Here is a 24,242-nt window from a genome sequence, read left to right as displayed (position 1 = left end):
CCTCTATTCGATAGGCGTGTTTTCAGCGCCAGTCTAATCCTTCTAACCTCTATTCAGTAGAAGTGCTCCTAATCTTCAATCCAATCCTTTTAGTATAATAAAAAAGGAATTTTATGAAGCTTTTGAAAAGAAAAGCTTCTACATAATATAGGTGTACCGCCGTCTAAGGCTTTATATAGATTCTAAAGTGAGTGTAAAAGAAATTTATAAGAAGTATTAACGTGTATACGTACATTATTTGCAGGTGGTGATTATCTACCTGTTTTTTGTTGTGTAGAAATTTTTTATTGACAGGAAAAGGATATTAATGATATCATGTGACCGTGAAGAATAAATTGGTCATAGGGTGGTGGTTGTATGGCGAAGGCTTTTACAGATGAGGAAAAAGATATAATAAAAAATAAACTTAAGTTAGCTGCACGGGAATGTGCTTCAAAATATGGAATGAAAAAAACTACTGTAGATGAATTAGCAAAAGAGGTGGGAATATCTAAAGGTGCATTTTATATTTTTTATGACAGTAAAGAACTATTGTTTTTTGAAATGATGGAGGATTTGCATGAAGAAATTTATACAAATGCTGCAAGAGCTCTTATTGAGAGTGAGGGAGAAGCAGAAAGTGATAGATTGGCAAAGGCTTTTATGACAGCTCTTAAAAGTATGGCTGAAAATAATCTTATGTATTTCTTAGAAAATGAAATAGAGTTTTTACTTAGAAAAATCCCTAAAGAAGTTAAAGAAAAACACTACCATAGTGATGATTTTCATATAAAAGAACTTATGGAGCTTACTAATTTTAACTTTTCTGTTTCTTATGAAGTGGCTTCTGCTGTAGTAAGGGCCCTAATATTAACAGCTTCTAAGAGAAAAGAAATAGGGGATGATTTTGATGAAGTTATTTGGATTTTAGTAAAAGGTGCATGCGAGAATATGATAAAAAGATAGCAAGGTACCCCAAATAATATGCTTAGAAAATAAAACATAATAAGAAAGGAGGATTATATGAAACCAATTGTTGAATTTAAAAATGTATCCAAGATTTATGAGGTTGGTAATAAAAAATTAATGGCGGCTGACAACGTTAATTTTACTATTGATGAGGGGGAATTTGTTGTAATACTTGGACCAAGTGGAGCAGGTAAATCAACTATACTAAATTTACTTGGAGGAATGGATTACGTAACTAGTGGAGAAATTATAGTAAATGGTGAAAATATAGAAGGTTATTCTGATAATGAACTAACAGAGTTTAGAGGTGAAAATGTTGGATTTGTATTTCAGTTTTATAATCTAATACCAACATTAACTACATTAGAAAATGTGTCACTTATAAAAGAAGTTGTAAAGAACCCTTTAGATGGAAAAGAAATATTGGAGTCAATAGGACTTATAGATCACGTGAATAAATTTCCATCTCAATTATCAGGAGGGGAGCAGCAAAGAGTATCAATAGCTAGAGCCTTATGTAAGAATCCAACAATGTTATTATGTGATGAGCCAACAGGTGCATTAGATTCTGAGACGGGAGTTATGATTTTATCTTTACTTCAAAAAATGTGTAGAGAAAATAAAAAGACGGTTATAATAGTAACTCACAATGGAATTCTTGCTGAGGCTGCGGATAAAGTCATAAGGGTTAAAAATGGGAAAATACAAGAAATTATTATTAACACCTCACCTAAAAAAATAAGTGAGGTGAATTGGTAATGTTATTTCGTAAAATGCTTAGGGATATGAAGCAGCATAAAACACAGTTTATTTCTATTTTTCTAATGGCTTTCTTAGGCGTTTATATCTATAGTGGTGTAGGTGGGGATTGGCATGGATTAAAAAAGATAGCAGATAAATATTACACAGATACTAATTTATCTGATATTTGGATTTACAGCAAAGGATTTTCTAAAGAAGATATAGAGAAAATTGAAAAACTAGTAGATGTTAAAGAGGCTCAAGGTAGGATGAGCATTGAAGGGATAGGAGATTTTGATAATAATCCAAGTTTAAAACTTAATTTTTTAGATGAAGATAAAATATCTAAAAGTTTTCTTGTTGAAGGTGAAGAATTCTCAGTAGATAAAAATGGTATTTGGTTAGATTATAGTTTTGCTAAGGAAAAAAAATTAAAGATTGGAGATGAAATAAAGGTTAGTTATTATGGAGCCTCCATAACTGAAAAGATTAAGGGTACTATATATAATCCAGAGTATGTTTATTTTACAAAAGCTAATGACATGATACCAAATCATAATAACTATGGTTTTGCATATCTATCATATAAATCACTACCAGCTGGATTTAATATTGTATATACAGATTTATTGGTTACTAGTGAGAATAAGAATTATTCCGTACTTGAGGATGAGATAGATAAAACATTAAATGGGAAATATAGTGTTATTATATCAAGAGAGGATTTTCCGAGTTTTACTATGTTTGATGAGGAGATTCAACAACACAAAGCCATGGGACAGGTATTCCCAATAGTTTTTTTAGGAATAGCAGTTTTAACTATTGTGACCACAATGTCAAGATTGGTGAATTCTCAGAGAACACAAATAGGAACTCTAAAAGCTCTGGGTTTTAAAAGAAGACAGATCCTTTTTCATTATATTTCTTATGGATTTTGGGTACCTCTTTTAGGTGCAGCCTTAGGAGCAATATTAGGGCCAATAAGCTTACCGTTTCTTTTTTATAAATCTCTAAAAACCACTTATACACTTCCAGAATGGAAGCCAGGAATATCCTTGAGTTTTGGAGTGGTAGCTTTGATTACAGTGATTTTATGTGTTATAGCAACTTATTTAACCTGTATGAATGTATTAAAGGATACTCCTTCAGAAACTTTAAGACCTAAGTCACCTAAAATTATGAAGCAAAATATTATAAGCAAGACTAAAATATGGAATAAACTCGGTTTTAATGCCCAGTGGAACTTTAGAGATATATCTAGAAGTAAAATAAGGTCTATAATGGGTATAGTTGGAGTAATGGGATGTATGGCGTTATTAGTTTGTGCATTTGGGCTACAAAACAGCTTAGACGATATGAGTAATTGGCAGTATAGGGATATATATAGATTTGATAGTAAATTGGAGCTTGAAGAAAATATAAACGAACAAGAACTAAAAAATATAATTGATAATACAAATGGAGAAGTCTTAATGGAGGGAGCTATTGAGGTTAAAGTAAATGGAGCGAAAAAGAGTGGAACCATGCTTGTAACTGATGATACAACTCTTATAAAATATACGGATAAAAGTAGAAGGTTTATAGATTTACCTAAAAATGGGATATCAATAAGTTATAAACTTGCAAACTTACTTGGCATAAAAATTGGAGATAAAGTTGAGTGGCATATTTATGGAGAAGATAAGTGGGTATATTCCAAAGTAAGTGAAATTTATAGAGTTCCTATATCACAAGGGGTAGTAATATCTAAGGATGATTACGATAAACTTGGATATGATTATAAGGCAACCTCAGTTATAACTTCAGAAAAAGTTAGTGAGGACTTAAAAGGAGTAAATTCGAAGTGGACAAGAGAGCAGCTTATAGAAAGTTATGATACTTTAAGCGAAGCAATGAACACATTAGTTTATATATGCATTTTTGCAGCGGCCCTTCTAGCAATAGTTGTTTTATATAATTTGGGGGTTATATCTTTTGTAGAGAGGGAAAGGGAACTTGCAACTCTTAAGGTTATAGGTTTTAAAAGAATAAAAATAGCCAAATTACTATTGACTCAAACTCTAATTTTAACTATTTTAGGTATGATAATAGGAGCACCTATAGGAAAGGCGCTTATTGAATATATGTGTTCTTTTTTAGGAGATGATTTTGATATGATGGTAGTTATAAATCCATCAAGTATTATTTATAGTATTATTATAGCCTTAGGGCTTTCAATAATTGTAAATCTAATGTTTTCAAGAAAAATAAAAGATATCGATATGGTAAGCTCACTTAAGGGTGTAGAGTAAGTTCTATTGAAATTCTTTTGGAACACGTAAATAGCTTAACTATTCATAAAAAATAAGAAGAACAATTCAGCGCTTGTGAGAATTAAATTAACTTAATATAAGTAGATGGACTTTTTCTCACAGGCGTTTACAAAAGGTAGAGTGAAAAATAATATTTATAGTAGTTACAAAATTCTTTTACGAATTTAATTAATGGACATATAGGAAGAAATTTGTCAATAAAAAATAAGTATTTTCTTATTTTGAAAAGGTTAACAATTCACATCTAAAATCAATTAAACTATAAACCATGTAATAATAAATTGAATTTAGAGGTAGGAATAATGGGAGTTTATAAATTAACCATAAATTTATTGAAATCAGATTTAAAGCAATGTATTTTCTATTGTTTATCTATAGCTTTTTCTGTTGGAATTATTTTTAATGCATTTAATATAGTGACAAATGAAAGTTTTGTTGCATTAGGAAAAAACGAAGCAGAAGTATCATCCACCATAATATTTTCAATAATATCAATAGTAATTTTATTTACTTTTTTCGCAAATTCTTATTTTATTATGAGTAAAAGTAAAGAAATTGCCACATCTATTTTAAGTGGAGCTAATTATTATAAAATATCAGCATTACTGTTTTTCCAAAACTTTATTATTATAGGACTTGGAAGTATATTAGGTTATATTTTAGGAATAATTATTAGTCCTTTATTTTTATACATTATGTTTAGAGGGCTTGGCATAAGCGGAAGTATTTTAGATTTATCTACTGAAGGTATCTGGGGAACATTTGCAGTTATAATGGTACAATTTTTTTGTGTAAGTTATGGAGACTTTATGTATGTTTCAAGTAAAGAAATTACTGAATTAATGAAGGAAAATAGACAAGTATATAAGCCTGACGATAGGATAGTAAAAACCCCTAAAATTGTATACTTAATTATCTACTTAATACCTATAGTAACAATAGTTATAAATCCTAAAAAGTTAGATCCATCTGCTTTAATTTTTATAAATATAGTACTTTCAATATATGGAACTCAGGGAGTAATTAGATATTTTTTGCCAGATACAATATTAAAGCTTAAAAAGAATAAATACATAAATGATAAAGTAAAGTTAATATCCTTTAGTAATCTACATTATTCTTTGAGAAAATTAGATTTTTTAGTTGTGATACTTTCTGTTTCTACAATTACTCTTATAGCTTTATCTGGATTATATAGTCATTCGTCTAGTATTAAAATAGTAAGTATATGCTCCTATATTACTATTATTATTTTAATGGCAATAACTATTTTGTACAAGCTGATGATTGAAGTAAGTAATAGAAGATATGCATTTAAGCAATTAAGATTGATAGGATATACTATAAGTCAAATAAAAAAAGTTATATTTCATGAAGTAAAAATATTTTATTACATGGTAATAGGTATTCCATTATTTCATATAGTTATTTACTTAATATTATTTAGGAATATAGGAATCATATCTACGACTTTATCTTTAGCATTTTTGGGAGTTTATCTAGTAACCTTTTTAATTATAGGAATAATATCGTATTTTGTGTATAGAAGGTTAATAACAAGTTATTTATAGGAGGCAGTTATAATGAAAAAAATAATAGAGGCTAAAAATATTATAAAAGTATACGGGGACAAAGCAAAAGTTAAAGCATTAAATGGAGTTAGTTTAACTGTCAATGAAAGTGATTTTGTATGCATTATGGGACCCTCTGGAACAGGTAAATCTACATTTCTAAACATATTAGCTACTATTGACAGACCTAATGGTGGAGAGGTAAAAATAAATGATAAAAATGTTACTATTATGTCAGAAAAAGAAATAAGCAGGTTAAGATATGAAAATATAGGGTTTGTGTTTCAAGAATTTAATCTAATAGATTCACTTACAATAAGAGAGAATATAGGGGTTCCCTTGGTGCTAGCTAATAAAGATAAGGAATATATAAATAAAAAAGTTGAAGCTATTTCTAAAGATCTTAATATACATAACCTTTTAGAGAAGTTTCCATCAGAGTGCTCTGGTGGACAAAAACAAAGAGCTGCTATTTGCAGGGCGTTAGTTACAAATCCTAAAATGATAGTTGCAGATGAACCTACAGGAAGCTTGGATACCAAAAGCTCTCATGAATTACTTAAAATTTTGCAAGAAAGAAATGAAAAAGATGGAATTGCAATTCTTATGGTTACCCACGATTCTATGATAGCAAGTTACTCTAAAAAATTAGTTTTCTTAAGAGATGGAAAGATTGATGAAGAGATTGAAAGAAAATCCTTAACCCAAAAGGAATTTTTCTATAAAATTGTTGATACTACGTCTAGAGAATCACAGTCATTATTTGAAGCATTTTAACAAATATCCCTTAGTTTAAAGTATAATTAAAAGCTAAGGGATATTTTTATTTAATTCATGATAGAATAGGTAAAAAGATTATTTTAGATAAATTATTATAAAGGAGCTTAATTATAATGAAGAAAGCTTTAATAGATTTTTGCAAATCGATAGATATAGAATGTGTTGGAATAGCTCCACCAGGACCATATTATGACTTTAAAGAAAGATGGGAAAAACAGATAGAAAGAGGGTATTTAACTGGCTTTGAAGAAATGGATATAGAAAAAAGGGTAGATCCAAGACTAACCTTAGAAACAGTAAAATCTGTTATAGTATGTCTATTTCCATATTATAGTGGGGAAAGTGCGGAAGGTAATATTTCTAAATATTCTTATGGGTTAGATTATCACATAGTAGCTAAAGATAAGCTTAAAAAAATAGGAGAATTTTTAAGTGAAAATATAGAGGGTTTTCATTATAAAGAGTTTGCGGATATTGGGCCTTTAAGCGATAGATATTTAGCTCATAAGGCAGGCTTGGGGTTTTGGGGAATAAACAATCATATAATAACAGATAAGTATGGAAGTTATGTATTTATTGGTTACATATTAAATAATTATCCTTTCGAAGCTGATAAACCTATAGAAAAAACTTGTGTTCAATGCTTAAGATGTATGAAGGCTTGCCCTGGACAATGTATTCAGGGAGATTTCACAATAAACCCACTCAAATGCAAGTCATATTTAACTCAAAAAAAAGAAGAGATCACTAAAGAAGAAGAAGAAATTATAAAAGAAACACCATTGATATGGGGATGTGACGTATGTCAAAATGTATGCCCTCATAATAAAGGAATTGAGGAAACTATATTAGAAGAGTTTAGGATGGATTTAAAATATAAGATAGATTGTGAAGAAATAAGCAAAATTTCTAACAAAGAGTTTACAAGAAGATATAAACATAAAGCCTTTGGCTGGAGAGGGAGGAAAATACTAGAAAGAAATTGTGAAATAATTAATAAAGATCACAACAAAATATAAAACACTCTGATATAAAATCAGAGTGTTTCTTAATTTGGATTTGTATTTCTAATTAATACCCCTATTAATTAAATTAATTATTTTGCGGCTTTTGCAGCTTCAACAAGAGCTGAAACATAACCTTTAGTATCAACTAATGTAGCACCACTTACTGTATCAACCATCTTTTCAGTGCTAGTATCTTTTAATACTTTTTCTAAATCAGCAACAGTTTTACCAGTTACATACTTTTCTATAGCTGCTAAGGATTCATCAACTGGAGTTGTAGATTTAGCTGCTTCTTTCATATGTTCACTGTAATATTTAGCATTAGCTTTCTTTGATGCTAAAACATTTTTTGGATCAGCATAACCTTTAGCAAAATCTTTATCTGAGTTAGGTACGCCTGTTGCTACATCTGTGCTCATGAATTGATAATCATCTAAATAAGCTCCAACGATTGTATCACCAGATACTGTAGCTACTGCAATTGTGAAACATTTAGTTCCGTGAGCAGCATATTCAACTTTACCCATTTTTATGTTGCTTGTATCAACTGGAGAAGTTGATGCAGGTTCTGTTTTGCTTCCGCATCCAGCTAGTCCTAAAACAAGACCTAATGATAATACGATTCCTAAAAATTTTTTCATAGTAGTTTGTCCCCCTCTAAATTGGTATTACGTTTTCATTTATATATTACAGTGTCGTTATTTTTTTGTCAATAAGAATGTTAATAAAATTGAAACAAATTTAACAAATATTCAAAACTATCACTTTAACAGAAATATAATTAAGCTTATAATAAAAAAGTAATAACTTACTAAATACTTTAATAATAAGGGGAGCAATATATGTATAAGTATAATGATTACCATCTACACTCAAAATTTTCTTTTGACTCTAAAGAGGATATTAAAAATATAATTTTAAAAGCAAAAGAGAAACATATTAAAGAAATATGTCTAACAGAACATTTCAGTATGATAGAAGGCAATGTTAGTTATGGATTCCTAGACTTTGAGGGATATGAGCAAGAGATTTCAAGGTATAATTCAATAAATAATGATATAAATATTAAACTTGGCTTAGAAATAGGAGAAGGACATTTAAGAATTAAAGAGATAGATGATTATTTAAAAGGAAAACCTATAGATTTTATAATAGGTTCCCTTCATAGAATAGATAATATAGGTGTAATTAGCCATATAGAAGAAAAAGATATTGATGAAGTATACAAAAACTACTTTTTAGAAATGTATGAACTTGCAGATACAAGCGAATATGATGTGTTGGGACATATGGACTTAGTTCAACGATATGCTTGGAATAAATATTCGAAATATAATTATTTAGATTATTTAGATCTAATAGATAATTTATTAAAAAAAGTTATAGAAAAAGGAAAAGGTATTGAAATTAACACATCTATACTAAAAACACGCAATGATTTCATGCCTAAACTAGATATAGTTAAAAGATATAAAGAATTAGGTGGAGAAATAATAACTGTTGGATCAGATGCACATAGCGCTGATAGAGTAGGGGAAGGGATAGAGTACGTATATGAGTTTCTTAAGGAAATAAATTTTAACTATATAGCTACCTATGATAAAAGAAAAGTAACACCTATACCACTGTAGAATCTATTTTTTTACTAGCTTCATTAGAATCATCTAACAAAATAGAGTGTATACTAATAAATGTTTAAAACTCCCTATTTATTTATTGGAATCAGAAGGGTCAGGTGGTATAATTTACATAAAAAGCAAGTGAGGAAGTCAAAATGAAAAAAATAAAATCTATACATATTAAACTAGCAATGATAACAGTATTATTTATTTGGACAATAGCTTCATTAGTTATCGTTTTTAAAAATATAGTTGGAGATTTTACTATAGGGTTAGTAGTAGGAAACATTTTTCTATTAGTGATTGTATATTTGTATCTATTAGTAGACTCCATATTAAAATTAATAAAGTTAGATTCCAAAAATATAAAAGATAGGGGATTTAAGTTTATAGTATTTTTTATCCTAATAGTTATTTTGGATTTTATCCTATATTATTTTACTAAAGCCGAGGGTTTAAGATTAAGTACAAGCATACCGGTGTCAATTATATTTTCATTAGGAATTTCTCTTTTTGACTTACCTTTTATAACTAAAATTAAGGAAGATGATAAGGATGAATAATAATATTTTAATAATTGAAGATGATGTAGCTATAAGTGATATGGTAAAAAATTATCTAATAAAAGATGGTTTTAGTGTTACAACTGCTTTTGATGGAGAAGAAGGAGTTGTAAAATTTCTTAATGATGATTTTGATTTAATAATATTAGACCTAATGCTACCTAAACTAGATGGACTTGATACTATGAAAATAATAAGGAATAAAAGTTCAGTTCCTATATTAATAATGTCAGCTAAAGGTAGTGATGTGGAGAAGGCTGTAGGACTAGAGCTTGGAGCAGATGATTATATAGCTAAACCTTTTTCAATGATAGAAATATCAGCAAGAATAAAGGCTGCCATTAGAAGAGCTACTAAATATTCCACTAACAAAGAAGATAATATAATAAAAATCAAAGATATAACTATAGATTTAGATAGCTTTTTGGTTAATAAAAAGGGGCAAAATATTCAACTTACATCAAAAGAATTTGATATATTAAAGTTATTTGTAAAGAATCCTAATAGAGTTTTCACAAAAGCTCAAATTTACAGTTTTGCATGGAAAGAAGAATATTATGGAGATGAAAATGTTATAAATGTACATATGAGAAGACTTAGAGAGAAGATTGAAGATGATCCTTCAAAGCCTGAATATATAAAAACCTTGTGGGGAATTGGGTATAAGTTGGAGGTAAACTAATTTGCTTATTATTTTATGGATTGTAATAGCTATATTAATATGTATTATCTTGTATCAGTATTTTTCGCAAAAAGCTAGAAATGAAAACTTAGTATATATAAAGGGAAAATTAAAACAAATATTAAATGATAATAACGAAGAGAAGGTACTGGTTGTAACTGATGATAAGGTTTTAAAAGATCTATTATTAGAAATCAATAATCTTTTAGAAAACAATCAAAAGATTTTAGCTGAATATAGAAAAAAAGAAGATTCTATGAGAAAAATGCTTTCAAATATTTCTCATGATTTAAAAACCCCTCTTACTGTAGTTTTAGGTTATATAGAGACTATAAATTTAGATAAAGATATGCACAATGATGAGAAAGAAGTACTTTTAGAGAAAGTGCATGACAAAACTATTGAGGTAATTGATTTAATAAATAAGTTTTTTGATTTAGCTAAATTAGAATCAGGGGATAAGGATATTTCTCTGACTAGGATAAATATAAATGAGGTATGCAGAAGAAATATACTGAATTTTTATGATATATTAAATTCTAAAGGATTTGAGGTAGATATTAATATTCCAGAAAAAGATTTATATGTGTTTGGAAATGAAGAAGCACTTGATAGAATCTTAAATAATTTACTTTCGAATGCTGTTAAATATGGAACAGATGGCAATTTTATAGGATTAAGTATAGAAGAAAATGAGAAATCTATTTATATACATGTAATAGATAAAGGAAGAGGAATAGAAGAAGATAAAGTAGATAGAGTTTTTGAAAGAATGTATACACTTGAGGATTCGAGAAATAGGGTTTTTCAAGGCAGTGGCCTAGGTCTTACAATAACCAAGAGACTAGTTGAAAAAATGAATGGTGAAATATTTTTAAAAAGTACACCTAATAAAACAACCACATTTACAGTAAAGTTAAAAAGAATAGACTATTAAATGAAACCAAGATGTATGAAATTATAGCATCTTGGTTTTTAAACTTAAGTATTTTGTAAGATTTGATTAATAAAAAAGAGAAGTTGAAGATTTAGAATAAACTTAGAGATAAGGTAATAAAAGGAGTGAGAGCATTGAAATATATATTAAAAACTACAAACTTAACAAAAACATTTAAGGATAAAAATGTTGTTTCAAATGTTAATATGAACATTAAAAAAGGTGAGATATATGGATTTCTAGGGCCAAATGGAGCAGGAAAAACTACAATAATGAAACTTATTACTAACTTAGTTAAACCAACTGAGGGAGAAATAGAAATATTTGGAGAAAAGCTCACAAACACATCATATGAAGTGTTAAAAAGAATGGGAACTATAATTGAGTACCCGGTATTTTATGACAAAGTAACTGGAAGAGATAATCTTGAACTTCATTGTGAGTACATGGGATACCATAATAAAGAAGCTATTGATAAAGCATTAGATTTAGTAGATTTAAAAGACATTGAAAATAAAGCTGTTAAAGATTATTCTTTAGGAATGAAACAGAGATTAGGAATAGCGAGAGCTATATTAACTAAACCAGAGTTATTAATATTAGATGAACCTATTAATGGACTTGACCCTATTGGCATAAAGGATATGAGAAATCTGCTTAGAATGTTAAATAAGGAGTATGGAATGACTATTTTAATTTCAAGCCATATCTTAAGTGAAATCGAACAAATAGCAGACACTATTGCAGTAATAAATAATGGCAGATTGGTTGAAGAAGTTTCTATGGACGAGATTAGAGGGGAAAAGAGTGAGTATATAGAAATTGTAACTAAGGATTGTTCTAAAGCTGCTTATGTTTTAGAAAACAACTTAAATATAACCAATATAAGAGTTGAAGAAAATACACTAATAAGGATATATGATTTAAGATTAAGCCAAAATGAGATATCAAAGGCTTTAATTCTAAATGATGTTAATATAGAAGCAATAAACAAAAAAAATAATTCTTTAGAAGATCATTTCTTAAAATTATTGAAGGATGGTGAAAGAAGTGCTTAATTTAATGAAGCTTGAATATAAAAAGGCAAAAATAAGTGTTAAATCAGTGGCTATAACCAATATAATATTGGTTCCATTATTAATGATTACTGTTTATCTAGCTAAAGCTGAAGGGGATTTACCTATATATGACTATGGTACTATGTTTGAGTTTGGTGGTGTAATGGTAAGATCAGTATTTTTAGTTTTTACTGCTGTAATAATATCTAGGGTTATGATTAGCGAATATACGAATAAGACTATAAATATTATGTTTATGTACCCAATAAAAAGGATGAAAATAATGGTATCTAAGGTGTTTCTAATATTAAGTTTTTCCTTTTTAAGTATGTTTTTATCTAGTATATTCGTAAATATATGTATATATATTATAAATAAATTTATTTATATTTTTGATGAAAGATTGACATTAGAGATTGTTTCAAAAGGGTTAGTTAATAATTTTATTTTTTCTTTAATTTTTTCATTTATAAGTTTAATCCCAATGTTCGTAGGTATGAAGAAGAAGAGTACAGTAGCTACTATAGTAACATCAGTTATAGTACTTAGCATACTAGGCAATGGGGTTCAAGAATCAATAATAATTACAACTGCTATGGGGGTTATCGGAATAATAGCTTCATATCTATCTATAAGAAATGTTGAAAATGCTGATTTATTAAACTAATGAACACCACCTTGAAATTAATCAAGGTGGTGTTTATCTTATAATTTTATACTATATTCATTACGAGTAGCAAAATGATTATTAATAGAAAGTTTAAAGAAAAATTTGGGTTTTAGATTCAGCTACTATATAATAATAGGTATAAATTAATTTTATGATATGAAAGGAAGTACTAAATATGGCATTGATAGATTGCAATTTTCACTCATATGTACTAAATACAAAAGTAAATGTAAGAGTAGTAATTCCAACATTATTTGATATGAATAAATATGAAAAAACTTTAGATGAAATTTATCCTATCAAAAAGTTTAAAACTTTATATCTGTTACACGGAATGTTTGATGATTATAGTTGCTGGACTAGACATTCTAATGTAGAAAGATATGCTGAAGAGAAAGATCTAGCATTAGTAATGACCTCAGTTCAAAATAGCTTTTATGTAGATACAGAATACGGGCATAACTACTACACATTTATTACAGAAGAGCTTCCTAGATTTGTTAGAATGACATTCCCTTTGTCAGATAAAAAGGAAGATAATTTTATTGGTGGCTTATCAATGGGGGGATATGGTGCGCTTATGATAGCACTAAGAAATCCAGATAAGTTTGCGTCAGCTGTTTGTTTATCAGGAGCTGTTGATGCTTTGGAAAGCGTTGATTTTTCAAAGGAACCTCCTTTTATTAAGTTAAAGGCAATGTTTGGAGAGAATCCTGAAAAGGTTAATCCATATAAAATATATTCGCTTATAGAAAATCTGACTAAAAACGGTTTTAAACTTCCAGGAATATATCAAGCTATAGGAACAGAGGACTTTTTATATGAATCCAATGTTAGATTTAAAAAGTATCTAGAAGAAAAAGGAATTTCATCCACTTACGAAGAAGGACCAGGAGGACATGAATGGGATTTTTGGGATACTTATATTAAAAAAGCAATAGAGTGGCTTAATTTATAAATAGGATAAAGCTTAAATTAAAAGGTGATTTGATGAGTAATATTATTATAGATGTAATAACAAAAACAATAGTAGAAACATTATATTTGACAGCAGTTATAATTGTAATAGGCTTTATTTTAGGAGCATTAAGAAATAATTCACTTAAAAATTTTCAAAGAAGATTTGGAAGTAAGTCACTTATGATTACAGGTTTTATAGGAGTACCTATACATGAATTAAGTCATGGATTAATAGCCTTACTTTTTGGTCATAAAATAACTGAAGTAAAACTTTTTCAAAAACCAGATGCAAATGGAACTATGGGATATGTAAAACATAGTTATAGAAAAAATAATTTATATCATGAGATAGGTAACTTTTTTATAGGAATTGCACCTATGTTTGGAGGAACTATATCAATTATAGCTTTAATGAGATTTACTATTGCTAGATCCTATTTTAATTTAATTGAAATTATTGAAAAAGGATTAAAGTTCGAAGTATTAAATAAAGAAGTTTTTTATAATATAATTCTTTTATATAGAAGTTTTTTAAAAAACATTTTTCTTATAGAAAACTTTAAAAATCCCTATTTCTATTTATTTTTATTTCTATCAATTTGCATAGCTTCTCATATATCCTTAAGTAAGGCAGATGTAAAAGGAGCTTCAAAGGGATTAGGTGTTATATTTCTCTTATTACTTATACTTAATGCAATAGGATTTTCAAACTTAATATCTGAAGTAATTATTATAAAATATAACATTTTAATGACTTCTATATTAATTTTAGCAGTTGTTCTTTCATTAATTACATATGTCATAAGTTTAATTCTTTTGGAACTGAAGATTTAAACATTTAATTAAATTAAGAAAAATAATATGCCGAGTAAGTTCTCAGCATCTTATTTTAAATAGTATGTTGAAATATAAGTTGAGGACCTTTAGGTCCTATTTTTTTTATTGAAGTATCAGTGTATCCGCAACGTAAATATAGGTTTTGAGCAGGCGTATTTTTTTCATTTACAGCCAAGATTAGTTGGTTTATGCCTGAAAAGTTATTTTTTATAAATTCAAGAACAAGCTTTAAAGTTTGTTTTGCATATCCATTTTTTTGAAACCTATAATTAATTGAAAAAGAACGTAATAAAATTGCATTGGGATTATGTATAAATTCCATTATATCTCTACCGTAATGAAGAATAAAAAAACCAACAACCACATCATCGAGTAATACAACAATAGGAAACCTGTGTCTATCTGATAAGCAAAGATGAAGCACATCTTTAGGAAGCGCGGTAAAAACTTCTTGTTCTGGGGGAAGGCAGAACCTTAGTAGTTCTGGAAGGTGTTTTTCTTTATAAAAATCTAAAGTTATAATGCTTGACATCTTATCCTATAAATCCTCCTTGATTTACTATAATTACTGAGATTATAACATTATAAATTTTAAGAGTAAAGCTAAAATTAATAACCTAAAATATTAATTCTGAAATTTATTCTAAATAATATAAAAATATAAATTTAATTATTATTGTAGTAATAATCAAAAAAAATGAATATTTTATAGTATTACTAAGTTTTAGAGGTGATGGATAATGCTGCCTAATATAGAGACTATAGATCCAAATTTTAATTGGAATGATGCTAATTATATTTTGATTGAGTACCAAGGTAATATAGAAAGTCAGATGAGTAAGTTTCCAAATGCGAGATTAATAATTGTGGATAGAAGTCGTGCTGTATTGGTGGTTTTAGGAAATCTTTCAGATGTCATAAAAGGACTTGGAGTATATGTTTCTAATGTAGAGCTTAATGCATTATATTCTCCTTGTGAGACATCACCTGGAAATGCTGCTGGAGCTGACTTGTTTCATACAAGTCCATATCTTCAATTAGATGGAAAGGGGACTATTATAGGAATTTTAGATTCTGGAATAGACTATTTAAATGAAGAATTTATAAATGAAGATGGAACTACAAGGATATTAGCAATGTTAGATCAAGGTGGCAGAAGAGACTATTCAAGTGAGGATATTAATAATGCAATAAAGGCAAAAAATCAAGGGTTAGATCCATATTCAATAGTACCAATTAGAGATGACCAGGGACATGGTACTTATATGGCAAGTATTGCAGGCGCTAGAGGAGTTAATCCAGAGATTATAGGTGTTGCACCTAAATGTCATTTTGCAATAATTAAGTTAGCTATTGCTGATGAGCGTACGAAAAGTGAATATGCGGTTGTTGGAGACAGCCCGGTATACACTACAGTGGCGTTGATACTTGGAATGAGATATTTATACGAAGTGGCAGTTAGATATAATATGCCAATGGTGATTTTAATACCATTGGGATCTAATACTGGACCTAAGGATGGATTAAGTACAACTGAAAGGTTTATGGATGAAATTTCTGCTACTAGAGGAATAACATTTGTGACACCTACAGGAAATCAAGGTGATGGAGAAAATCATGCTTCTGGAGAATTAACGAATGTAGGTGATGTATCAGAAATAGAGTTAAAGGTAGATAGTAATCAAAGAAATATATGGATGGAGATTTGGGTCAAAAATCCAGATAAATTTACATTATCAATAGTATCTCCAACAGGTGAAATAGTACAAAGAGTTCCACCTATTCCTAATAGGCAAACAGAAGTAAGTTTTCTATATGAAGGAACTAGGATGATTATTGAATACCTTTTACCTGAAAGGCAAACAGGAGATGAGAGAATAATTATAAAAGCTACAAATATTAAAGAGGGTATATGGAAGTTTAGACTTTTAGGGGAATTAGTTGTAACTGGAAGATATGATGCTTATTTAGTTTCGAGGCAATTATTAGCGCCAGAAACTAAATTTTTAAGACCAGATCCATATATAACATTATCAACACCATCAACAGCCACTCAAGCTATAACCGTGGCAGCTTATAATCAAAGTAATAATTCTGTAGTTGGGTTATCTGGAAGAGGTTATACAAGAGACGGAAAGATTAAACCTGATATAGCAGCAGGAGGGGTAAATGCATTAGTTGCATCTGTAGGGGGTGGAACTCAAACCATTACCGGTACAAGTGTAGCAGCAGCAGTTACAGCCGGATGCTGTAGCTTAATATATCAGTGGGGCATAGTTGAGGGGAATGACCCATCTTTATATTCACCAAAACTTAAGACTTATTTAATAAGAGGAACAGAAAAAAGATTAGGTGATACATATCCCAATAGGGAATGGGGGTATGGGATGCTCAATTTAAAGGGAGTATTCGATAATATTAGATTTTTAGATTCTGAAAATAGAAAAAGAATAAAAAGCAAAAATAGAGATGGATATTATGTAGGAAGTTTATTTATAAGACTTCCATAGTGAATTTCTATAAGGCAAATAGCAATAATTTAGAGGTGTTTATTATAGAAACAAATAAGTTTGATAGTGGATTAAATTTGTTAAACAATGTCCCGGGACAGCTAATATATAAAGTGGTTGCTTTATCAGAAAATGAAAAAATAAACCAAGGTAATGTTGAAGTTATAGTATTATTTGGAGATAATTTAGATCAAATTGTAAGTTCTACTGCCAAAATAGGTGGAGTGTTTGAAAATTTAGGTTTTGGTTTTGGAATAGTAACTGTTAAGGCAGCAGATATTAGAAGATTATCAGAACTTGAAGGTGTTCAATATGTTGAGCTTCCTAAGGTGTTATTTACATCTGACTATTATAGTAATAGGGCTTGCTGTGTTTTAAGTGCATGGGAAAGTTATGGACTTTCAGGTGAAGGCGTTATAGTTGGATTTATAGATACGGGTATAGATTACACTCATCCTGCATTTAGAGATGAAAATGGCAATACTAGAATAGATTATATTTATGATTTAGGGGAAGATAGAAGAGTATATAATAGTACACAAATAAATGAAGCTATAAGAGCACAAAACCCATATTCAGTAGTAAATGTAAGGGATCCTTTAAATCATGGAACACATGTTGCTGGAATAGCTTGTGCAGGTGGAAGAGTTCCCAGGGTAAACTATGGTGTAGCTTATAAAAGTTCAATAATAATGGTTAAAACAGCAAGAGGGGGGCTTTTAAACTATGCCTTAAGCACACAGATAATGAGAGGAATAAAGTTTATTGTAGATAGGGCAAAAGAATTAAATAGACCAAGTGTCATAAATATAAGTCTAAGCACTAATGATGGGGCGCATAATGGAACTAGTTTATTGGAGCAGTATATAGAGACTATATGCAAGCTTGAAAGAGTAGCGATAGTTGTAGCTGCTGGAAATGAAGGTGATGCTGCACATCATACTCAAGGATTATTAGAGAATACTAATAATATTATATTAAGTATTTCGGAAGCAGAAACATCAGTATCTTTACAGTTATACAAGCCTCTTTTAAGCGAATTGTCTATACAAATAACAAATCCACTAGGAGAAAGAACAGGAAATATAGTCTTAAATGAAGGATATAAAGAAATGAGTATAGGTAAGGATAGGTGTATTATTTATAATACTGGGCCTAAACCTTTTGACATAAATGGAGAAATAATTGTAAGCATAGTCCCTTCAGCAGACTATGTTCCAAGTGGTCAGTGGAGTATAAACTTACAGTTATTAAATGAGTATAGAGGGGTTTACAACATATGGCTTCCTATATCAGAAGCTTTAAATACAAAAACGAAATTTCTAAATCCAAGTGTATATAACACGTTAGGCATACCTGCAACGGTACAAAGTGTTATATCGGTTGGTAGTTATAATTACTTAACCAATTCGATTTCACCATTTTCAGGAAGAGGAAAAATTGAAGTAGGATCTTTTAATAAACCTGACCTTGTTGCACCAGGTGATGAGATATTATCAACAGTTTCAGGAGGTAGCTTTGAAACTAAGTCTGGAACCTCAATGGCAGCACCACATGTAGCGGGAATATGTGCGCTTCTGTTAGAGTGGGGAATAGTAAGGGGAAATGATCCGTTTTTATTTGGAGATAGGCTTAAATATTACTTATCCAAAGGATCAAAAAGAGAAAGAAAAGAAATAGTTTATCCAGATCCTAGTTGGGGATATGGTACTATATGTGCTTATGATTCATTAAGACTTTTAGGTGCATCAAGGGGAAGAGAAAATTTAAATGAAATGTCTAGACAAAATATAGAATATGCTTTAGTTGAATATCAGGGAGATATAGTTGGAGAGGCTAACAAACTTAATGGTGTAAATGTTCAAATTATAGATAACGAGAGAGCACTAATACAAACAACGGTAATGTCAATTGATGATGCTATAGCTTCCTTAAGAAATAGGATAACCTATGTATCACCAGGCGCAATATATACATTGTGTGATATTTCTCCACTTCAAGCTTCAGGGGCAATTATGTTCCAAGATACAAATGCACAAAACAATTTTTTATCTTTAAGTGGATCACAAGTCGTAGTTGGTATAATTGATACAGGAATAGATTATTTAAATGAAGAGTTTATTAATGAGGCGGGGAATACAAGAATTATTTCTATTTTTGACCAAACTGAAGAAAGTGGAAGAAAAATAGCAGGGCATCCAATAGGAAGTGAATTTATAAGAGCAGATATAAATAAAGCAATAGAGGAAATGAAGCAAGATAGAGACCCATATGCAATTGTTCCGTCAAGGGATACAATAGGTCATGGTACAAATATGGCTGGAATAATAGGTGCAAGAGGGGTTAATCCTGATATTATAGGCGTAGCTCCAAAATGTGAGTTTGCAATTGTTAAATTAAAGGAAGGAAGCCAAGGTATCAGAGATTATTATGGAGTATACGGGAATAGACCTGTATTCTATAGTATTGATATTATTTTAGCCATTAATTATTTATATGAATTAAGCTTAAATATAGCAAAACCTATGATAATATTACTGCCGTTAGGCTCGACTATGGGGGCTCATAATGGATTTTCATCCACTGAGAGGTATATAGATAGAATTTCTAAAAGTAGAGAAATAACATTTGTAGTTCCGACAGGTAATGAAGGGGAAGCTTTTACACATACATCTGGAGTAATACGAAATCAAGGTGGAATAGATAATATTGAGTTACAGGTTGATAAAAATCAAAAAGATATAAGATTAGAAATATGGGTATCTAAGCCAGATAAATTTGCGTTATCTGTAGTTTCACCTTCAGGAGAAATCGTAGAAAGGGTACCGCCTAAACTTAATGAAGCAACTCAGATTAACTTTATATATGAAAAGACTCAGATGTCAATAACTTACTTCATTCCAGAGGAGAAAACTGGTGATGAAAAGATAGTTGTGCTTGCACGTAATATAAGGGAAGGTATTTGGATTTTTAGACTTATTGGAGACTTTGTGTCAACTGGGCAATATAATGCGTGGCTATTACAAAAAGAGTTATTAGCACCTAGGACTATGTTTATTAAACCTAATCATTATACAACACTAACACTACCTTCAACATCTTTAGAAGCTATTTCCGTAAGTTTTTATGATCAGAATTATGACACCATAGTAGAAAGTTCAGGCCGTGGATTTAGTAGTGATGGAAGAATAAAACCAGATCTTGCAGCTGGAGGAATAAATGCATTAACTACTGGACTTGAAGGTACAACTGTTCTTGTAAGTGGGTCCAGTGTAGCAGCTGCAATTATTGCTGGTTGTGCAGCACTTATAATGGAGTGGGGTATAGTAAAAGGTAATGATACAGGAATGTATGCAACTAAGATGAAAACTTATTTAGTTAGAGGAACAGATAAGAGACCTGGAGACGTATATCCTAATCCAGAGTGGGGATATGGAACTATTAATATGAAAAAAGTTTTTGACAATATAAGAAGTCTAGAGAATAAAAGTTATAGAGAAATTCCTCCAAACCCATCAGAAAATAAATTTCTAGAGGAAAAAGGAAGGAATTATTTGGTTGAATACAATGGAGATATAGTTGAGGCTGTAAAAAGATTTCCCAATACCTATGCTTATGTAATAGATGATACTAGAGCTATAATAGCTATAGAAGAGTCTTTTGTTAAAGCTATAGATATAATTTCATCTATTCCAGAAGTAATTGTTATAGATCCAGGAGCAGTATTTACACTCAGTGATATTTCTCCTATAGAAGCCTCAGGGGCAAACTTGTTTTATAATAACACATATCTACCTTTAGATGGAAGAGGGGTAATAGTTGGTATAATAGATACTGGAATTGATTATTTAAATAAGGAATTTATGAATGATGATGGAACTAGTAGAATATTGTCAATTTGGGATCAAACAATAGAAAGCAATCCAAAAGAAACAGGACTAATTCAAGGTACTATATATAGTCAAGAACAAATAAATAGAGCAATAAATGAAAGTGCTAATGGAAGAGATCCTTATGCAATAGTTCCATCTAAAGATGAACTAGGTCATGGAACAAATATGGCTGGAATAATAGCTGCAAAAGGAACAACGCCTGTATTTAGAGGAGTAGCACCTAAATGTGATTTAGCAATAGTTAAACTTAAGGAAGCATCAAATATAGTTAAAGATTATTATGGAATCTATGGTAATGCGCCAGTGTTTAGAAGTACTACACTCTTTATGGCAATAAGACACTTATATGAGCTTTCCCTATCACTAAATAGACCAATGGTAATATTTCTTCCACTTGGTACTAATAATGGGCCTCATAATGGTGATGGATTTACAGATAGATATATAGATGAGATATCTTCATATAATGGGATAACAGTAGTAGTACCAAGTGGAAATCAAGGAAATACTAACACTCATACATCTGGACTTATAAAAGGGGTTGGAGATATTGGTATTATAGAACTAAGAGTTGGCAGGAATCAGTCAAATATACGTTTTGAAATATGGATATCAAAGCCAGATAAGGTGTCCATATCAATAACTTCACCATCAGGAGAAGTTATACAAAGAGTTCCACCAAAACTTAAAGGTTTTACAGAAGTTAACTTTGTTTATGAAGAAACTAATATGATAGTTGAATATTCAATACCAGAGGAAATCACAGGAGATCAAAGAATAACTATTGTATGTAGAAAAATGAAACCCGGTATATGGAAGTTTCAATTAATAGGGGAATTAATTGTAGTTGGAAGATATGATTCGTGGATACTACAAAAAGAATTACTAGCTGAAGATACTAGATTTCTTAATCCAGATCCACAGATCACTCTAACTGCCCCATCAACATCATCTGGAGCTATAAGCGTAGCTTTTTATAATCAAAATAATAACTCTATAGTACCTGAATCTGGTAGAGGATATACACGAAAGAATTTAATAAAACCAGATATAGCAGCTGGAGGGATTAATCAGATAACTACAGATGTTAATGAAGGAACTAAGCTAGTATCCGGTTCTAGTGTGGCAGGAGCTGTTTTAGCTGGATGCTGTGCCTTAATAATGGAGTGGGGTATTGTAGATCAAAATGATATAACCTTGTATGCAACCAAAGTTAAAACCTATTTAATAAGGGGAACTAGTAAAAGACCTGGAGATATATATCCAAACCCTGAATGGGGTTATGGGATGTTAAATATGAAGGGTGTTTTTGATAATATAAGAGGGCTAGTTTACGAAAATAGAGAGCTAGTAAACATTCAAAACATAAATTATTTTAACCAAGATACTCATAGAGGTGTATTAATTGAGTATCAAGGGGATATTAGAAGTGCTATGGCAAAATACCCTAATACGGGGTTGTATATATTAGATAATAGAAGAGCAGCTATAGCAATTCCAATAGAAAACTCAGATGCTTTTATAAAATCAATACCACAAATAATATATAATGATCCAGTAGAAGCATATACCTTAAGTGATATATCACCAGTAGAAGCTTCTCAAGCTCCATCATTTATAAATAGCTCGAATTTTGCATTAGATGGTACAGGGGTAGTTATAGGACTTGTAGATACAGGGATTGATTATTTAAATGAACAGTTTATTAATGAGGATGGAACCTCTAAAATTTTGACTATATGGGATCAAACAATAGTTCCAGCTATAATAAATCCAGAACTTGTAGGTGGTGTAGAATATAGTAAAGAAGAAATAGATAGGGCAATACAATTGAAAGCAAGTGGAGGAGATCCATACTCAATAGTTCCGTCTAAAGATGAAATTGGTCATGGCACACATATGTCAAGTATACTTATAGGAAGAGGTACAATTCCAGAACTTCAAGGAGTGTCACCAGGAAGTAATATAGCAGTTGTAAAGCCAAGAATGAGTAGTAAAAAGGGAAGGGAGTTTATTGGCATATATGGAGATGTTCCTAGTTATAGAGGAACTGGAGTATTTTTTGCAGTCAGATATTTGTATGAGTTAGCTTTGAAATTAAATAGACCGATGGTTATATACGTTCCTTTAGGAACAAATACGGGAGCTCATAATGGAACTACTTTTTTAGAAAGATATATAGATGAAATATCAAATCGTAAGGGGATAGTAGTTGTAGTACCAACAGGAAATCAAGGAAATACAGACACCCATACATCAGGAATGATAGAGTTTGTTGGAGATTCAAAAACAATAGAGCTAAAAATAGGACCAAGGCAAAAAGATATTAGATTTGAGATATGGGTGACAAAACCTGATAAGGTTTCGCTTTCAATAATATCACCTACAGGAGAGATTATAAAAAAGATAGTCCCTAAATTTAAGGAAGATGCTGATATAAACTTTGTATACGAAAAAACTAGGATGTATATATCCTTTTTAATACCAGAAGAAATTACTGGAGATCAGAAAATAGTTATTTTTGCAGAAAACATTAAAGAAGGTATATGGCAATTTATTTTAATAGGTGAATTAATTACAGTAGGTAGATACGACTCTTGGTTATTACAACGAGAGTTAATAGCACCAGGAACAGCTTTTCTTAACCCAACAAGCAACACTACATTAACAATACCATCAACATCGGAAAGAGCTATAAGTGTAGGTTATTATAATCAAAACAATAATAGTATTGTGCCAACCTCGGGTAAAGGGTATACAAGAAATAATATTGTGAAACCTGATATAGCAGCAGGGGGAGTGAATCAAATAGTTACTTCTGTTGGTGGAGGAACTCAAGTTGTATCTGGATCGAGTGTAGCTGGAGCAATAACGGCAGGATGTAGTGCATTGGTACTTCAGTGGGGAATAGTAAATAATAATGATCCCAATATGTATGCTTCAAAGGTTAAAACCTATTTAATAAGAGGAACTAATAAAAGACCAGGTGATATTTATCCAAACCCTAATTGGGGATATGGAATGTTAGATTTTAGAATGGCTTTTGAGGCAATAAGAAGTAGTCCTGAAGAGGAAATTTTAGAAGGTAATAGTAGAGAATATTATCTTAAAAATCTATTTATTAGATTACCTAAAGAACGAGATTCTAAGTGAA

18 protein-coding genes are annotated in these 24,242 nt (G+C 30.1%); 16 read left to right on the top strand and 2 right to left on the bottom strand.

The features are described 5' to 3' along the window. Nucleotides 1-357: 357 nt before the first annotated feature. The 6 genes from P8F83_RS08400 (at nucleotide 358) to queG (ending at nucleotide 7,371) form a co-directional block, all read left to right on the top strand. Nucleotides 358-945, top strand: a complete 588-nt coding sequence (locus P8F83_RS08400) for a TetR/AcrR family transcriptional regulator (protein ID WP_326514242.1) — start codon at nucleotides 358-360, stop codon at nucleotides 943-945. A gap of 57 nt (nucleotides 946-1,002) precedes the next feature. Further along, a complete protein-coding gene (locus P8F83_RS08395; protein ID WP_326514241.1) occupies nucleotides 1,003-1,707 on the top strand; it encodes an ABC transporter ATP-binding protein in 705 nt (234 codons plus the stop codon). Further along, the gene (locus P8F83_RS08390; RefSeq protein WP_326514240.1) at nucleotides 1,707-3,980 is read left to right on the top strand and encodes an ABC transporter permease; all 2,274 of its coding nucleotides are present in this window, start codon (nucleotides 1,707-1,709) and stop codon (nucleotides 3,978-3,980) included. Before P8F83_RS08395 ends, P8F83_RS08390 begins: the two co-directional genes overlap by 1 nt. 323 nt (nucleotides 3,981-4,303) lie before the next feature. After that, entirely contained in the window at nucleotides 4,304-5,572 is a 1,269-nt protein-coding gene (locus P8F83_RS08385) for an FtsX-like permease family protein (protein WP_326514239.1), read from the top strand. A 12-nt stretch (nucleotides 5,573-5,584) separates the two neighbouring features. Next, entirely contained in the window at nucleotides 5,585-6,349 is a 765-nt protein-coding gene (locus tag P8F83_RS08380) for an ABC transporter ATP-binding protein (protein WP_326514238.1), read from the top strand. Between the two features lie 116 nt (nucleotides 6,350-6,465). Beyond that, nucleotides 6,466-7,371, top strand: a complete 906-nt coding sequence (gene queG / locus P8F83_RS08375) for a tRNA epoxyqueuosine(34) reductase QueG (RefSeq protein WP_326514237.1) — start codon at nucleotides 6,466-6,468, stop codon at nucleotides 7,369-7,371. Between the two features lie 77 nt (nucleotides 7,372-7,448). Here queG and P8F83_RS08370 read toward each other — a convergent pair whose 3' ends face one another. Then, entirely contained in the window at nucleotides 7,449-8,000 is a 552-nt protein-coding gene (locus P8F83_RS08370) for a hypothetical protein (protein WP_315112517.1), read from the bottom strand. 201 nt (nucleotides 8,001-8,201) lie between these two features. On the opposite strand from P8F83_RS08370, the gene P8F83_RS08365 reads away from it, so the two are divergent. The 8 genes from P8F83_RS08365 (at nucleotide 8,202) to P8F83_RS08330 (ending at nucleotide 14,682) form a co-directional block, all read left to right on the top strand. Continuing rightward, entirely contained in the window at nucleotides 8,202-8,990 is a 789-nt protein-coding gene (locus tag P8F83_RS08365; RefSeq protein WP_326514236.1) for a histidinol-phosphatase HisJ family protein, read from the top strand. Between the two features lie 143 nt (nucleotides 8,991-9,133). Further along, nucleotides 9,134-9,541, top strand: a complete 408-nt coding sequence (locus P8F83_RS08360) for a hypothetical protein (RefSeq protein WP_326514235.1) — start codon at nucleotides 9,134-9,136, stop codon at nucleotides 9,539-9,541. Then, nucleotides 9,534-10,223: a response regulator transcription factor gene (locus P8F83_RS08355; RefSeq protein ID WP_326514234.1), complete on the top strand. Its 690-nt coding sequence runs from the start codon at nucleotides 9,534-9,536 to the stop codon at nucleotides 10,221-10,223. Before P8F83_RS08360 ends, P8F83_RS08355 begins: the two co-directional genes overlap by 8 nt. A 1-nt stretch (nucleotide 10,224) precedes the next feature. Further along, nucleotides 10,225-11,160 (top strand): sensor histidine kinase, encoded by a 936-nt coding sequence (locus P8F83_RS08350; RefSeq protein WP_326514233.1) that lies wholly within the window; start codon nucleotides 10,225-10,227, stop codon nucleotides 11,158-11,160. Between the two features lie 134 nt (nucleotides 11,161-11,294). Beyond that, the gene (locus tag P8F83_RS08345; protein ID WP_326514232.1) at nucleotides 11,295-12,218 is read left to right on the top strand and encodes an ABC transporter ATP-binding protein; all 924 of its coding nucleotides are present in this window, start codon (nucleotides 11,295-11,297) and stop codon (nucleotides 12,216-12,218) included. Between the two features lie 4 nt (nucleotides 12,219-12,222). Further along, nucleotides 12,223-12,885 carry an ABC transporter permease gene (locus tag P8F83_RS08340; RefSeq protein ID WP_326514231.1) on the top strand — a complete coding sequence of 221 codons (663 nt, stop codon included), beginning with the start codon at nucleotides 12,223-12,225 and terminating at the stop codon, nucleotides 12,883-12,885. A 178-nt stretch (nucleotides 12,886-13,063) separates the two neighbouring features. Beyond that, a complete protein-coding gene (locus P8F83_RS08335) occupies nucleotides 13,064-13,846 on the top strand; it encodes an alpha/beta hydrolase (protein ID WP_326514230.1) in 783 nt (260 codons plus the stop codon). Between the two features lie 32 nt (nucleotides 13,847-13,878). Beyond that, complete coding sequence (locus P8F83_RS08330; protein WP_326514229.1) at nucleotides 13,879-14,682, top strand: hypothetical protein; 804 nt, start codon at nucleotides 13,879-13,881, stop codon at nucleotides 14,680-14,682. Between the two features lie 55 nt (nucleotides 14,683-14,737). On the opposite strand, the gene P8F83_RS08325 is transcribed toward P8F83_RS08330, so the two are convergent. Then, on the bottom strand, nucleotides 14,738-15,217 hold the full coding sequence (locus P8F83_RS08325) for a GNAT family N-acetyltransferase (protein ID WP_073022039.1): 480 nt from the start codon (nucleotides 15,215-15,217) through the stop codon (nucleotides 14,738-14,740). A gap of 208 nt (nucleotides 15,218-15,425) precedes the next feature. On the opposite strand from P8F83_RS08325, the gene P8F83_RS08320 reads away from it, so the two are divergent. Both P8F83_RS08320 and P8F83_RS08315 read left to right on the top strand, forming a co-directional pair. After that, nucleotides 15,426-17,195: a S8 family peptidase gene (locus P8F83_RS08320; RefSeq protein WP_326514228.1), complete on the top strand. Its 1,770-nt coding sequence runs from the start codon at nucleotides 15,426-15,428 to the stop codon at nucleotides 17,193-17,195. Beyond that, nucleotides 17,195-24,241, top strand: coding sequence for a S8 family peptidase (locus P8F83_RS08315; protein ID WP_326514227.1), 7,047 nt, complete (start codon nucleotides 17,195-17,197; stop codon nucleotides 24,239-24,241). Before P8F83_RS08320 ends, P8F83_RS08315 begins: the two co-directional genes overlap by 1 nt. Nucleotide 24,242 lies beyond the last annotated feature (1 nt).

The organism is Clostridium intestinale (genome assembly GCF_035905475.1).
Taxonomy (GTDB): Bacteria; Bacillota; Clostridia; order Clostridiales; family Clostridiaceae; genus Clostridium_T; species Clostridium_T intestinale.
The sequence above is the reverse complement of the archived record's forward strand: the minus strand, read 5'-3'. Positions and strand labels throughout refer to the sequence as shown.

Bases quoted from the DNA above. Each gene is read 5' to 3' on its own strand.
- P8F83_RS08380 (WP_326514238.1), top strand. From the start codon at position 5,585: ATGAAAAAAATAATAGAGGCTAAAAATATTATAAAAGTATACGGGGAC.
- queG (WP_326514237.1), top strand. From the start codon at position 6,466: ATGAAGAAAGCTTTAATAGATTTTTGCAAATCGATAGATATAGAATGT.
- P8F83_RS08360 (WP_326514235.1), top strand. From the start codon at position 9,134: ATGAAAAAAATAAAATCTATACATATTAAACTAGCAATGATAACAGTA.
- P8F83_RS08330 (WP_326514229.1), top strand. From the start codon at position 13,879: ATGAGTAATATTATTATAGATGTAATAACAAAAACAATAGTAGAAACA.
- P8F83_RS08325 (WP_073022039.1), bottom strand. From the start codon at position 15,217: ATGTCAAGCATTATAACTTTAGATTTTTATAAAGAAAAACACCTTCCA.
- P8F83_RS08400 (WP_326514242.1), top strand. From the start codon at position 358: ATGGCGAAGGCTTTTACAGATGAGGAAAAAGATATAATAAAAAATAAA.
- P8F83_RS08355 (WP_326514234.1), top strand. From the start codon at position 9,534: ATGAATAATAATATTTTAATAATTGAAGATGATGTAGCTATAAGTGAT.
- P8F83_RS08385 (WP_326514239.1), top strand. From the start codon at position 4,304: ATGGGAGTTTATAAATTAACCATAAATTTATTGAAATCAGATTTAAAG.
- P8F83_RS08390 (WP_326514240.1), top strand. From the start codon at position 1,707: ATGTTATTTCGTAAAATGCTTAGGGATATGAAGCAGCATAAAACACAG.
- P8F83_RS08395 (WP_326514241.1), top strand. From the start codon at position 1,003: ATGAAACCAATTGTTGAATTTAAAAATGTATCCAAGATTTATGAGGTT.
- P8F83_RS08365 (WP_326514236.1), top strand. From the start codon at position 8,202: ATGTATAAGTATAATGATTACCATCTACACTCAAAATTTTCTTTTGAC.
- P8F83_RS08370 (WP_315112517.1), bottom strand. From the start codon at position 8,000: ATGAAAAAATTTTTAGGAATCGTATTATCATTAGGTCTTGTTTTAGGA.
- P8F83_RS08335 (WP_326514230.1), top strand. From the start codon at position 13,064: ATGGCATTGATAGATTGCAATTTTCACTCATATGTACTAAATACAAAA.
- P8F83_RS08340 (WP_326514231.1), top strand. From the start codon at position 12,223: ATGAAGCTTGAATATAAAAAGGCAAAAATAAGTGTTAAATCAGTGGCT.
- P8F83_RS08320 (WP_326514228.1), top strand. From the start codon at position 15,426: ATGCTGCCTAATATAGAGACTATAGATCCAAATTTTAATTGGAATGAT.